Here is a 15,041-nt window from a genome sequence, read left to right on the forward strand (position 1 = left end):
ATGGGCGAGGTCTATCTCGCCGTGGACTCCAAGCTGGATCGCAAGGTCGCGCTCAAGTTCCTCCCGGCCCAGATGACCGCGCAACCGGACGCGCGCGCGCGCTTCCTGCAGGAAGCGCGCGCCGCCTCGGCGCTCAACCATCCCAACGTCTGCACCATCTATGACATCCAGGAACACGATGGGCAGATGTTCATCGTCATGGAATACGTCGAGGGGCAGACGCTGCGCGAGCGCAAGCAGCAATTCACGCTCAAGCAGGTCGTCGAAATTGGCGTGCAGGCAGCCGATGGTCTGGCCGCGGCGCATGAAAAAGGCATCGTTCATCGCGACATCAAGACCGAAAACATCATGATCCGCAAAGACGGCATCGTGCAGATCATGGATTTCGGGCTGGCCAAGCTGCATGGCGCGTCACGGCTCACCAAAGAGGGCAGCACCGTCGGCACCGTGGGCTATATGTCTCCCGAGCAAGTGCAGGGGTTCGATACCGACCACCGGACGGACCTCTTCTCGCTGGGCGTTGTGCTCTATGAATTGATCAGCGGACAACTGCCATTCAAAGGCGTGCATGAAACGGCGATCATGTATGAGATTGTGAATGTCGACCCGCAGCCGCTGTCCGCCATCAAGCAGGAGTTTGATCCCGAGCTGGATCGCATCATCCTCGATTGCCTGCAAAAGGATCCCGACGAGCGTTGCCAGTCGGCCAAGGAAATCTCGCGTGACCTGCGACGATTCAAACTGGATTCCGGCAGGCGGCGGTCCAGCACGGTCTCGGCAATCAGGCCGATCTACCCCCCCGCCGGCCCCGCCACCGGAGCGCCATCCACCTTTGGCGAAGCGCCGACAACGATCGTTCCGCCCAAGTCGTCAATGCCCCGACTCTTCTTGGCGTTGACCGCCGCGTTGGCAATCATCGCCCTCGTGGCAGTGCTCCTGAGATCGAATGGCGATCGTGGTGCCGCCCTGGAGACGGTGCGATTTGAATTCCGTGCGCCGGAGGGCAGATCGCTTTATGGCAATGTTCCCAATGTCCCGGTTGTGTCGCCGGATGGGAGCAAGATCGTCTTCTACTGCACTGACTCTGCCGGTGTGCCCACGCTTTGGGTGCGCGCGCTCGGAGTATTCGAGGCGCAGCGACTGGCCGGTACCGATGGGGCGACCTTTCCATTTTGGTCTCCTGACTCGCGTTTTATCGGGTTCTTTGTCGCAAGCAAGCTGAAGAAAGTCGATGTGGCGGGCGGACCGCCGTTGACACTCTGTGACGCCGGAGATGCCCGCGGGGGCACATGGAGTCGCAACGGCACGATCGTCTTCTCGCCCACTGCGACCTCTTCGCTATACCGGGTCCCATCCGCTGGGGGAACCGCCACTCCGCTCACGACTCTCAATTCGGCGTTGGCGGAGACCACCCACCGCTGGCCTTGGTTTCTTCCGGACGGCATCCACTTTCTGTATTATGCCCGCATTGGGCCAGACGGTGACCCGGCGAAGGACGGCATCTTCGTCGGTTCCCTCGAAGACTCCACGCGTCAGCTGGTCATGCATCACGCCGGGAATGTGATCTATGCCAGCAATCATCTGCTCTTTGTGCGTGCCAACACGATTCTCGCGCAGCAATTCCATGCGGATTCACGCGCAGCATCCGGTGACCCCGTTCCTGTTGCCGAAGGCGTGGGGACGATCCAGGCGTATCGGGCAGACTTGTTTTCTGCCTCGGAGACGGGAGTTCTCACGTGGGTTCGTGGATCCACCACTCTGAACTCCCGATTGGTTTGGTATGACCGCTTGGGGCACGCGCTGGACACCGTTGGTCCGGCAGTACCCATGAGCAATATTCGGCTTTCCCCCGACGGGAGTCGCGTCAGCATGCAAGCGCTTGGGGGCGCCGATCCGAAAATCTTCCTGCTCGACCTGAATCGTGAGGTCTTGACACGACTGAATGTTAATGACTCCGCCCTCCAGTCCGTGTCGGTCTGGACTCCAGACGGCCTTCGCGTTGCCTATACGGCCAGCATGCCCGATGGATCCACGGCTATCCGCCTGGCGGCGGCCGATGGTTCGGGGAATACATCGACGTTGTATGAATCGGGTACCCTCAATCGCCCGATCGCCTGGACCAGGGATGGCCGCCGACTGTTGTTCCGGCACAGGGAGAACGTTTCCGGAAGCGATGATCTGCCATGGGTCTTGTCGGTGGATCAGCGCACTGGAAGGGGATCGGATGACCGTCAGCTCTTCTCGTCACCCAGTGATAACGATGTCCAGGACTGGTCGGAGGACGGCGAATGGATTCTTTATGCCTCCCTGGAGGCCAATCGCCGGATTGGCTATCTGCATGCGCTGTCGACCGGCGCCAAGTGGCAGATCAGTTCACGTGAATGCGATTGGCCGCGTTGGAGTCGTGCCGGGCGTGAGATATCGTTCGTTACCACGGACAATACTCTGCATGTCGTCCCTGTACTGTTCCATAACGGGAGACCGGAGTTCGGACGGGACGAGGCATTGGGGATCAAGGTTCGAAACGAGTCCGTGTTCGGCTATGACTTTTCTCCGGATGGCGAACGAATCCTGGTCATTGTCAATGAAGCCGAACAGGAGGGTCCGACCGTCCGCACATTCATCAATTGGCCGGAGGTGGTGGCTCAGAAATGATCGGCCAGACCATTGCCCATTACCGCATTATCGAGAAGCTCGGGCAGGGCGGGATGGGCGTGGTCTATCGCGCCGAGGACACCAAACTTGGGCGCGATGTCGCGTTGAAATTCCCGCCGCCGCAGACCAAGCAGTCGGCCGAAGAGTACCAGCGTCTCATCCACGAGGCCAAGGCGGCGGCGGCATTGGATCATCCCAACATCTGCACGATCCACGAAATCGGCGAAGTTGACGGGCAGCCCTATATCGCGATGTCGTTTGTTGACGGCATGACCTTGCGCGACCGTCTGGCCAACGGCCCCCTGCCGGCGGCCGAGGCGGTCAAGATCGCGATGGAGATGGCCGACGGGCTGTCGGTTGCCCACGACAAGGGAATCATCCACCGCGACATCAAACCCGAGAACATCATGATCAACGCCCGCGGCCAGGTGAAGATCATGGACTTTGGGTTGGCCAAATCGACGCGTTTCAATGCCAGGATTACGCAGGATGGGATCACCCCCGGCACCGCCGCCTACATGTCCCCCGAACAAGCCAAGGGCGAGGGTGTCGATGCCCGCTCCGACCTCTGGTCGCTGGGCGTGGTGCTCTATGAATGCCTGACCGCGCATCTGCCGTTCGAGGGCAGCCATCCGGCCGCGCTCATGTATGCGGTTCTGCACGAGCCGCACCGGGCGATAGACGCCTACCGCGGGAACCTGCCGTCGGAACTGACCTCGCTCATCGACCGCCTGTTGCGCAAGGATCCGGTCCAGCGTCCGGTCAACACGCGGGCGGTGGCGCAGGAGTTGTCGCAGATTCGCGATCTTCTCGACGGCAAGGTCAGTTCGCACCCGGGCGTGCGCGATCCGGCCCAGCCCTCGCTGGCGGTGCTGCCCTTCACGAACATGAGCGCCGACGCCGAAAACGAGTTCTTTGCCGACGGCTTGACCGAGGATCTGATCACCGCGTTTTCGCGGATGAACAACCTGCGCGTGGTGGCGCGGACCTCGGCCTTTCAATTCAAGGGCAAGACCACCGACATTCGGCGCGTCGGCGAGCAATTGAATGTCGGCACCGTGCTCGAGGGCAGCGTGCGCAAGTCGGGCAACCGCCTGCGCGTCACCGCGCAGTTGATCAATGTCGCCGACGGCTTCCACATCTGGTCGGAGAAATACGACCGCGAGATGGCCGATGTCTTCGAGATTCAGGACGATATCGCCCGCGCCATTGTGGACGCCCTGAAGGTCAAACTCACCGGGCAGCCGGATGCGTCGCTGGTGCGCGGCGGAACGGCCAACCTGGAGGCCTACAACCTCGTCCTGCAGGGTCGCCACCACTGGAACCGCCGCACCGGCGCCGATCTGCTCAAGGCCGAGGACTGCTTCCGGCGGGCGATCGCGCTGGATCCGCAATACGCCCTGGCGCACGGCGTGCTGGCGATGACGTATGTCACCATGCTCGATCATACCGACGCGCCCCGAGAGGACCTGTCGGCGAAGGCCGCCCGCGCCGCCACGGAGGCGCTGCGATTGGACGCGGAATGCGCGGAGGCCTACGCCACCATCGGGCTGTTGGAAATGGACGCCAACCGCTGGGGAAAGTCGGAGGCGGCCTTTCGCCGGGCGATCGCCATCAATCCCGGGTTTGTCACCGGGCATCAGTGGTACGCCGCCCTGCTGTCGGTGCTCGGCCGCCACGAGGAGGTCATGCGCGAATTGCGCATCGCCCTCAGCCACGATCCGCTCTCGCTCATCGTGCACATCAATCTCGCCCACGCCTACCGCATCCTCGGTCGGATGGACGATTACCGACGTGAACTCGAGTACGCTACCGAAATCGATCCGAATTTTGCGCCGGCGCACATGGACTGGATCATGTACTACGAATTGATCGGCGACTACGACCGCGCCATCCTGCATGGGGAGCGGTTGCTGACCATCAACCCCTCCTATCAGCGCGTCAATCTCTGGATCGCCCGTTTGCGGATACTGTCAGGCGACAGCGGCGCGGCGCGCGACGCCTTCGCCCGCTGGCTGGAGTCGCTGAATGATCCGGAGCGCCTGGCGCGCTTCCGGCGGGCCGCCGCGCCCGGCACATTGGCGTCGTTCAAGACGGCCGTGCTGGCCGAATTCCGCGCGCCCATTCCGACGCTCCTGCGATTTATCGACCCGCTCAGCGCCTTGTTGATGGAACTGGAAGAGTGGGACGCCGTATTCGACTGGTTGGAGGCGGCGGCGAAGGTCTCCGTGTACGATGTCTCGGTGGTGTTGGTGGATCCCATGTGGGAGCGCGCGCGCAAACATCCTCGCTATCTCGCATTCTACCGCTCGCTCGCCCTGCCCCAGAGCGTATGATTGGCCAGACCGTCGGTCACTACCGCATTTGCGCGTCGCTGGGCCAGGGCGGCATGGGGATCGTCTACCAGGCCGAAGACACGCGGTTGCAGCGGGTGGTGGCGCTTAAGTTCCTGCCCGAGGCGGCGCGCACCGACGCGTCGGCGCGCGCCCAGTTCCTGCGCGAGGCGCGCGCGGCCTCCCGTCTGAGTCACCCGCACATTCTGACCGTGCACACGGTCGAGGAATCGCCCGACGGCGACTTCATCGTCATGGAGTTCGCCGAGGGCGGCGCGTTGCGCGCCCGTGTCGGACGGCTCCCCTTCGCCGAGGCCGTCGACCTCATGATCCAGGCCGCCGAGGGACTGCAGGCGGCGCACGAACACGGCATCATTCATCGCGACATCAAGCCCGACAACCTGCTTCTGGACGCCGGCGGACGCCTCCGCATTTCCGACTTCGGCCTGGCCCGTGTCGCGTCCGACAGTGTCGGCTGGTCGAATCAGGAACTGGCTGTGGGCACCGCCCACTACATGTCCCCGGAGCAGGTGAGCGGCGCGCGGCTCGATGCCCGCTCGGATATTTTCGCGCTGGGCGTGACGTTCTTCGAATTGATCGCCGGGCGTCGCCCGTTTGAAGCCGACTACGTCATGTCGGTGCTCTATGCCATCGCCAACGAGCCCGCGCCGCGGCTGAGCGAATTCGAGCCATCCGTCGAACCCGGGCTGGAAGCGATCATCGACCGCTGTCTGGCGAAGTCGCCGGAGGACCGCTTCTCCTCCTGCCGCGACTTGGCCGAGCAGTTGATGTCGCTGCGTCGGGCGACGGCCGCCGTTGCCGCTGGGCCCGGCCACCCCGTGCAACCGCGGCGCGCGGCGCAGGTCGCCGACGTGCAGCCCTTTGTCGGCCGTCAGCGCGAACAGGCGAAATTCGACCAATGGATGGGAAGCGCCGCAGACGGCCGTGGATTCACGGTCTTTGTCACCGGCGAATCCGGGGTCGGCAAATCGCGGCTGATCGAGACCGTGCTGACACGCGGACGCGACAACGGCATGGGCGTGCTGATGGGGCGTTGTATTCCACAGGGTGGCGGGTTGCCGTTTCATCCCTACGCCAACGCGCTGCGCAGCGGCCTCCCGCGGTTGGACGATTCCACGATCAATCCGTTGGAGCGTCGCGCGGCGGCGTTGGGCGTCGACTTGCGCAATCGGCTGCCGGTCCTGCGCTCCTTCCTCAACATGTCCGGCCCGGTCGCCACAGTCCTCAACCCGGAGCACCTGTGGGATTCGCTGCTGGTGCTGATCCGGGTGGTGACGGCGGAGCGTCCCACGATCCTCTTTCTCGACGACCTGCAATGGGCCGATGACGACACCTTGAAGTTCTTCGGCTACATCGCGCGCAATGCCGGCGATCTGCCGCTTTTGCAGGTGGCGACCTATCGCACCACCGAAGGGGGCGCGCCGTCCGCGCCTGCGGCGCAAGTGGACGGGCTGGTCCGTCGGCTCCATGGCGAGGGTTGTGCCGAGGTCTTGGAGCTGCCGCGGCTCTCCAGCGAGGAGACGCTCGAACTGGCGGTGCAGTTGTTCGGCGGCCGCCTGGACGATCGCGAGTTGGCGGAGCGGGTGGTGCGTCGCGCCGACGGCAACCCATTGTTTGTGCGGGAGTTTGTCGAATTGCTCAAGGGCGCCGACGACGCGCCACCCGCCGGCGACATCACGATCCCCGGCCGCATTCGCGATCTGATTGCGCACCGGATCGACCGTCTGGCCGCCTCGGAACGCGAGCTGCTCGAACTGGCCGCCTGCGAGGCGGACTTCTTCGACTCAGACGTGCTGCTGGTCTGCTTGGGCGGCGAACGCATCCCGCTGTTGCGACGGCTGCAGAATCTGGAAACCGAGCAGCGGATCATCCGTCATGAGGGCACGCGCTACCGTTTTGATCATCCGCTGATCCGCGAAGTGATCTACGAAGGCCTCCTGCCCGAACTGCGGCAGGAATACCACCGGCTGATCGGCGCCGCGCTGATTGCCCGGCATGCCGGAGCGGTCGAGCAGGCGGCGCGCATCGCCCACCATCTGCTCTCGTCGCGTCAGGAAGGGGCGGCGCTGGGTTATCTGCTGCGCGCCGCCGAGCATGCGCGCGATCTGTGCGCCAACAGCGAGGCGTTGCGTCTCTATCAGCAGCTTGAGGGAATCCTCGTCACTGCGGGACGCGTGGAGCCTGACTTGGCCTTGCGGGTGAAGGTCGGACGCGGCGATGTGCTTCTGGCCAGGGGCATGACCGCGCAGGCGTTGTCGGCCTACGAGGCGGCGCTGGCGCTGGCACAGTCGCATGATCTGTCCGGCTGGACCATCGACATCCTGCGCCGGATGGCCGAGCCGCTGCGCATGCTGGGGGATCTGGACCCGGCGCGTCGTGTGGCCGTCGAAGCGGCCGAACGCGCCGCGCGTCAGCAGGATACGGCCCGGCGCGCCGAGTCGCTCCTGAGTCTGGCGGCTGCGCTGGTTCCGCGTGCGGAGTACGAAGCGGCGCTGGATGCCGCCGGCGAGGCATTGGCATTGGCGCAGCGCGAGGAGCGACTGTCGCAACAGTCCGCGGCGCTGGCGCTGGCGGGGGCCACCCACCTGCACCGCGGGCAGTATCGCGCCGCCGCCGACACGCTCGAGCAGGCCATTGCCATCCAGCGCTCGATCGGCGACCAGCGCGGACTGGCGTCGTCATTGAATTTCTCCGGGTTGGCCTACCACCGGCTGGCCCGGTTTTCACGGTCGCTGGCGCATCACGAAGAATCGCTGCGCATTAAGCGCGCCATCGATGACGTCTCCGCGATTCCCGGCGGGCTCAACGGCATGGGCGATGTCCTGCGTGACATGGGGCAACTGGAGCGGGCGCGGGAGTGCCACGAGCAATCGCTGCAACTGGCGCGGCAGAATCAAAACCGCGGCGCCGAGTGCGACAATCTACGCGATCTGGGTGTCGACGACATGCTCTTGGGGCGCTTCGACGACGCGGAGCGGCGCTTCGGGGAGGTTCTCCGCCTGGCGCGCGAACACAAGTACCCCTGGTATGAGACGCGCACGCTGAGCGCGTTGTCGGAACTCCATCTGCTGGCGGGACATGCCGGGGCCGCCGATGAGACGTCGAAGGCCGCGCTCGATCTGGCCCGGCAGGTCGGGGCGACGGAACTGCTTTGCGAGGCCCTCTGGGTGAGGGCGCGATCTTTGGTCAAGAACGGCATTCCCGCTGCCGACATGGATTCAATGCGGATGCTGGAAGAGGCCATCGCGCGGGCCGAGGCCGCCGATCTGCAGCTACCGCTGGCGGCCATGCATCTGGACCGGGCCCGATGGCTGGACCAGCGGGGCGATCGCCCCGCCGCCAGTCAGGCGCGCGAGGATGCGCGCCGTTACTTCGACGAAGCCGCCGCCGGGATCACCGACCCGTCGATGCGCTCCGAGTTTCTCAGTTCGCCGCTGGCGCGGGAATTGCGATCATAATTGCCGGATTGCCGTCTCGCCGTTCCCGGCGCCCGGACCGGGAAATGGCGGCTTGATACCCTTGTCGAATGCTCGGGAATCTGGTATCGTGGCTTGTCTTGCACGTGCTCAAACGGACTAAACCCTATGATTGGCACAACGGTCAACCAATACAAAATCCTCGAGCGCCTCGGCGCCGGCGGCATGGGCATCGTCTACAAGGCGGAAGACACCCGTCTGGGGCGGATCGTGGCATTGAAGTTCCTGCCCCCCTACGCCCTCGATTCGGCGGAGGACCGCACCCGGTTTCTCATCGAGGCGCAGTCGGCCGCGGCGCTGGATCACCCGAACATCTGCACCATCCACGAAATCGGCGATTCCGGGGACCATCCGTTTATCGTCATGGCCTATGTCGATGGCCCCAGTCTCAAGGAGCGTCTCAAGGATGGGCCGATGGATCCGGCGGAGGCGGTCAGCATTGCCGGACAGGTGGCCTCCGGACTGGTGAAGGCGCACGAGAAGGGGATCATCCACCGCGACATCAAGCCCGCCAATATTCTGCTGTCCAAGGACGGGCTCTGCAAAATTTGCGACTTCGGGCTGGCCAAGTCGAGCATCTCCAAGAAGGTCACGCGCACCGGCAGCACGATCGGCACCGCGGCCTACATGTCTCCCGAACAGGCGCGCTCGGAAGTGGTCGACCAGCGCACCGACATCTGGTCTCTGGGTGTCATCCTCTACGAGATGCTGGCGGGCAAGCCGCCGTTTGTGGCCGACCATGAAGCGGTCGTGATCTACTCAATTCTCAACGATGAATGTCCGCCGCTGGAAGAGAAACGTCCCGGACTGCCCGCCGAACTCTACCGGATCGTCAAGAAGGCGCTGGCGCACAAGGCGGCCGACCGCTACCCGACGATCGAGGAGATGCGCCGCGACCTGAAGGCGGTGGCCACGCAACTGAAGGGTCCGGGGACAGTTTCGGGCACTTTCGCCGCGGTGCAACCCAAGGCCGCCGCGGGCAGGACGGCGGGACCGCCGCCCAAGCCGGCCGCGGCGCCCCCTCCCAAGCCGGCGACTCCGCCTCCCGCTCCGACGCCCGCCCCCAAGAAGAAGTCTTCGCCGGCGCTCTATATCGTGGTCGGCGCGTTGACCGTTGCGGCGGTGGTGGCGGTCCTGTGGTTCAACATGAAGCCGAAGGTGACAGGCCCGTCGGAAGAGACCACCGCAGTCGAGGCGCCGCTGATTGCCCCGCCCGAAGCCGCCGGCGACGCCGAAACCGAAGCCAAGAGCGCCACGCCCACCGGCGAGAAGGCGCTGCCGACCGTGGCGGTTCTGCCGTTGGAGAATCAAAGCAGCGACCGCGATGAGGCCTATTTCGCCGCCGGCATGACGCAGGCGTTGACCGAGGCGCTCGGCCGCTTCAAAAAGGTGAAGGTGGTTTCCCGTCACGACGCTGCCGCGCTGCGCGGCATGCCGCTGGCGGTGGAAGATTTCGGCAGACGGCTCGGCGCCGATTACCTTATCGAGGGGTCGATCCGCAAGGACAAAAAGAACGTCCTGCTGACCACGCATCTGCACCGTGTCTCCGATCGCGACCTGGTCTGGTCGCTCAAACGCGACGTCCCGTTGGCGCAACTGTTCGCCGTGGAAGGAGAGATTGCCGACTCGCTGGCGGCGACGCTGGGTCTGCCCCTGACCCCCGAGGAGAAACGCGCCATCGTGACGGTCGGGACCGGCAATGCCGAGGCCTATGACCAGTATCTCAGAGGTCAGCAGGCCTTCGAGCAGCGCACCGAGGACGACAACGAGGTGGCCGAGAAGGCATTCCGCCGGGCGATCTCGCTGGACAAAGACTATGCCGCGGCGCAGATCGCGCTGGCCCGCACGCTCATGGAGCAGATCTACTGGGGCTGGGACGACAACGAGAAGAATGTGACCGAAGCGGCCGGGCTGCTGCAGAAGGCGGCCGCGCGCGATTCCGTTTCGGCGGAGTATCACGCCGGCATAGGCGAACTGGCGGCGATGCGTCATGATCTGACCGCCGCGACCCGGTCCCTCCGGCGCGCGGTCCAACTGGCGCCGCAGGATCCGGACATGCACTACCGTCTCGGCGTTGAGCTGGCCAATGCCGCCCAGACCGATGAGGCGGCCCGTTCGCTGCGCAAGGCGATCGATCTGAAATCCAATTTCACCGATGCCTATCGCGCGCTGGCGCGGGTGTTGGCCTTCACCGGCAAACCCGGCGACGCCGGCAAGACCATCGCCACCGCGCTGGATGTGTCGCCCAATCTGGCGCGGGTCCGGGTCACCGCCGGACAGCTGGCGCTCTGGCGCGGGCAATTTGTCGCCGCCGATTCGCAACTGCAGAAAGCCATCGCCCTGCGTCCGAAGATCTACCGCCAGCGCGGCGTCGCCGGCACGATCGCTCTTTTCCAGCGCCGCTTGCCCGAGGCGGTGTCACAACTGAAGGACGCCTGCGATAAGGCCGGCGACTGGCGCGACTGTCTGCGTCTGGGATTCGCCTATGAATTGACGGACAAGTCCTCGCAGGCCAACAAGGCCTGGAAGGACGCCGCCGCCAAGGCCGCGGCCGAGCTGGCGGCGCGCCCCGGCGACCTCGAACTGGAATACGGCCTGCTTTACCTGCGCTGCCTCCTCGGCGAAGTGAAGGACCCCGAGCCCGAGCTGAAACGGCTGGGAGCCAACACGCAAAAGTCCCTGGATCCGACGCTGCGCTACTACTTCACCGCCGCGATCGACGCCCACGTCGGCATGAGCGACCGCGCCGTGGAGAACATCAGCCGCGTGCTGAAGATGAATGTCTACTCCGCCGCGTATCTCGCCGCGGATCCGGTCTTCGAAAAACTGAAGAACGATTCCAAGTTTCAGAAGCTCGTCGGCGCCACAACCTCCAGTTGACGGGCGGCAGGCGGTGGTCGGACGATGATCGGACGTACCGTCGCACATTACGAGATTCAGTCGCGGCTGGGGTCGGGCGCCATGGGCGAGGTGTATCTGGCCCGCGACACCCATTTGGGCCGGCCGGTGGCGCTGAAGTTCCTTCCCGAAACGCTCTCCGATGACGCCGACGCGCGCGCGCGGCTGCTGCACGAGGCCCAGAACGCCTCGCTTCTCAATCACCCGAATGTCGTCACGATCCATGCCATCGAGCACGCCGATGGCCGTGATTTCATCGTGATGGAGTACATCGAGGGGCAGACGCTTTCCGCAATGCTGGCGGAGGGCCCGTTGCCGATCGAGCGGATTGTCGAGATCGGACGGGCGATCTGCGCCGGCCTGGGGGCGGCGCATGCCCACGGGATCATTCACCGTGACATCAAACCCGACAACATTTTCGTCACCGCGCACGGCCACGTGAAGATCGCCGACTTCGGCATTGCGCGGTCGCAGGAGAGCGCCGGACTGACCAAGACCGGCATGACGCCGGGCACCGCCTACTACATGTCCCCCGAGCAGGCGCGCGGCGAAAAGACGCTGGATGGCCGCTCCGATCTGTTCTCGGCCGGGGCGGTCCTCTATGAAATGGCGACCGGACGGCGCCCGTTCGAAGGCGAGCATCTGACGGCGGTGCTCTTTGAACTGCTCTCCGAAACGCCGCCCAGGCCGTCGACCTTGCGGGCCGATCTGCCGGCCGGCTTCGACGAATTCATCGATGTGGCGCTGGCCAAAAGCCCCGACGCGCGCTATCCGGATGCCGCCCGGATGGCGCAGGCGTTGCAGGCGCTGGCCGGCGGCGCGCCGCCCGTGGCGCGGCCGGCGCCCGCGCCGGCGCCGTTTTCCCGGCGCATGAAGCTCGGCATCACGCTGACGCTGCTGGCGATTGTCGCGATCATTGTCGGCGGCTACATGACGTTCAGTCAGTATTTCGCCGTGGTCGAAAAGGGGTCGGGGGCCCGGCGCAAGATATTGGCCGTGCTCCCGTTTGAGAACATCGGCCCGGCCGACCAGGAGTATTTCGCCGATGGGCTCACCGACGAGATCATCGCCAAGTTGAACACCGTGAGCGGGCTGGGCGTGATTTCGCGCACCAGCGTCCGCAAGTACAAGGATTCGCGCAAAAGCAATCCGGAGATCGCCGACGATCTCGGCGTGGAGTACGTCATCGAGGGCACGGTCCGCTGGGATCCGGCCTCGGCCGACCGGCGGTTGCGGGTCACGACCCGTTTGGTCGCGGCGCGCGACGATGTTCCGCTGTGGAACGAGACTTACGACACCCTGCTGTCGGACATTCTGGCGATTCAGACCGACATCGCCGAGCGGGTGTCGGGGGCGCTGCACATCACGCTGGTGGAATCGGAGCGGCAAAACCTGAAACGCGGCGGCACGCGCAATGTCGATGCGCTGCTGGCCTGCTACCGCGGCTTGGAGCACTTTTACGCCGGCAACAACATTCGCGATATTCGGGAGGCGATCGAGCACTACACCGAGGCGGTGCGGCATGATTCGACCTACCTGCAGGCCTGGGCGCGCCTGTCGCGCTCGCACGCCAAGATGGTCTGGTATGGCCCCGATCCGCTGAAGCACCATGCCGACTCGTCGCGCCGCGCCGCCGAACAGTCGATGCGTCTCGATCCGACCGCCCCCGATGCGCTGTTGGCGCGCGGGTATTACGACTACTGGGTCGCCAAGGACAACGCCCGCGCCCTGGCCGCGTTCACCGAGCTGGAGAAGACCGGCATCAAAAGCAGCGAACTCTATGACGTCTACACCGCGATCGCCTATGTCCAGCGGCGGCGCGGCGAGTTCGAGCGCGCCATCGCCTACCTGCAGATCGCGCTGACAGAGGACCCGGATCGTCATGTGAAAGACCAGGCGCCGAGCTTCGCCGAGCGCGCCGCCGAGATCGGCAACACCTATCTGCGTCTGCGCCGCTGGCCGGAGGCCCACGCCTATCTGCTGCAGGCGCGCCAGTTGGCGCCGGGGGAAGCGACAACCTACCGGCTGCTGTCGCGCATGTTTGTGTATGGGCAGGGCGATCTCGACAGCGCCTTGGCGGTGCTGCTCGATCCGCCCGTCACAGTGAATCCCGAATTGCTTGCCGAGGAGCGGGTCGCCGTCTGCCTGCTGCGGCGGGATCCGGAGTGCGCCCGGAAGTACCTGCAGGTGGCCGACAACGACACCGCCTTCTACAATATCCTACGCGCGCAGATCGCCGCGCTGGAAGGCAACCGCGCCGAGGAGCGCGAGGCGTTCGCGTCGGCCGCCGCCGATCTGCGCCGGCAGGTCGACAGAGAGCCGCAACTGGCGGCGCTGCGGCGGTATCTCGGCATCGCGCTGGCCGGCGCGGGACGGCGCGACGAAGCGTTGCGCGAAGGACGCAAGGCCCTCGATCTTCAGCCCCCTGAAAAGGAGGCGTTCTTCCATGGCCCCGAGAATGTCTTGGGGTTGGCGCGCATCCATTGCCGACTGGGGGATGCGGAGGAAGCGATCACGCTCCTGGATTCGGTCCTGCATCTGCCCGCCGGGCTGATCACCCCCGATTGCCTGAAGCTCAGCCCCGAGTTCGATCCGCTGCGCGGCCATCCGCGCTTCGAGGCGCTACTGTCCGGTGGGCAGCCGACTGCGCGCCGTGAGCCATCCGAACCGGACATTCGGCGCTATGCCGTCGTCACGCCATGACGAAACAGCGGCGGCACCTCGCGGAGCCGCCGCCGTCGTCTGCCCACCCTCTGACCTGGGGTGATGGGGAATTCGCTATAGCCGGAAACGAAGGCCGAACTGGATGCGTCCGGATGTCAGGTCGACATCGTCGAGCAGCTCGTATTCCTCGTCGTCGATGATGCGTTTGTCGAACTGGCCGGTGGTGAGGCCGACCTCGCCGAAGAGCGCGGCGCGGCGGCTGATGAAGTGATCGATCCCCAGCGCGATGCCCACCGCCGGCCCGGCGTAGCCGTTGTCGTCATCGTAGCGGTCGCGCACCTTGTAGGGCGATTCATCTTCATACAGGAAGACCCCGCCGAGCGCAAACTTGCCATAGGGTTGCCACTGGTGGCGGTAGCCGGAGTTGGGGGCGTATTTGATGCCGATCATCCCGGTGCCGAAGACGACATCCCCCAGCGGCGTCGGATGCTCCGAGCCGGTGCCTTCGATGAAGAGCGCCACGCCCCGGTCCAGCCCGATGCTGGCGCCGAAAAAGATCGCGGCGCCGTCATCGAGTTGATCGAGGTCGCCATAGTCGGAGTCTTCAATCTCGTAGTCCTGCGCGCCAAATCCGAGGTAGAGCTGGAAGCCGCGCTGGGTGTAGTCCTTGTGCGGATCGACCAGCTCACTTCTGCGGATGCGTCCCTCGGATGTGGCCGCCATCGCCAGGCAGAATCCGACGACCGCGGCGGCGATTTTGATCCAACGGGTGTTGCTCATGCCATCCTCCCATATGCCTGTTCTGCGCCGGGCGGCGCGAATCGGTGCGCGGTCACCCGGCGACGGGGAGAAAAGCAAGGCGCATGCCCACGAAATTAATCAGTTGTTCCGCAATGTCTTGGCGCACCGCCGGCCTTGACAGTGCACATTCGTTGTGCGGTCGGATCAAGAGGCGGCTTGGCAGAACGGGCTGGTGATGGCGGGTCTCAGACCC

The 15,041-nt window shown here is 64.9% G+C and carries 6 protein-coding genes; 5 read left to right on the plus strand and 1 reads right to left on the minus strand.

The window, feature by feature from the left end:
* The 5 genes from VNN55_11550 (at position 1) to VNN55_11570 (ending at position 14,086) form a co-directional block, all read left to right on the plus strand.
* Positions 1-2,655, plus strand: coding sequence for a protein kinase (locus VNN55_11550; protein HWO58188.1), 2,655 nt, complete (start codon positions 1-3; stop codon positions 2,653-2,655).
* Complete coding sequence (locus tag VNN55_11555; GenBank protein HWO58189.1) at positions 2,652-4,991, plus strand: protein kinase; 2,340 nt, start codon at positions 2,652-2,654, stop codon at positions 4,989-4,991. Before VNN55_11550 ends, VNN55_11555 begins: the two co-directional genes overlap by 4 nt.
* Positions 4,988-8,467: a protein kinase gene (locus VNN55_11560; GenBank protein HWO58190.1), complete on the plus strand. Its 3,480-nt coding sequence runs from the start codon at positions 4,988-4,990 to the stop codon at positions 8,465-8,467. The genes VNN55_11555 and VNN55_11560 overlap by 4 nt, the downstream gene beginning before the upstream one ends.
* 126 nt (positions 8,468-8,593) lie before the next feature.
* Positions 8,594-11,365 carry a protein kinase gene (locus VNN55_11565; protein HWO58191.1) on the plus strand — a complete coding sequence of 924 codons (2,772 nt, stop codon included), beginning with the start codon at positions 8,594-8,596 and terminating at the stop codon, positions 11,363-11,365.
* A gap of 24 nt (positions 11,366-11,389) precedes the next feature.
* Entirely contained in the window at positions 11,390-14,086 is a 2,697-nt protein-coding gene (locus tag VNN55_11570) for a protein kinase (protein HWO58192.1), read from the plus strand.
* A gap of 75 nt (positions 14,087-14,161) precedes the next feature.
* Here VNN55_11570 and VNN55_11575 read toward each other — a convergent pair whose 3' ends face one another.
* The gene (locus tag VNN55_11575; protein HWO58193.1) at positions 14,162-14,827 is read right to left on the minus strand and encodes a hypothetical protein; all 666 of its coding nucleotides are present in this window, start codon (positions 14,825-14,827) and stop codon (positions 14,162-14,164) included.
* Positions 14,828-15,041: the final 214 nt, after the last annotated feature.

Source organism: bacterium (assembly GCA_035559435.1).
In the GTDB taxonomy this organism is placed as follows: domain Bacteria; phylum Zixibacteria; class MSB-5A5; order WJJR01; family WJJR01; genus JACQFV01.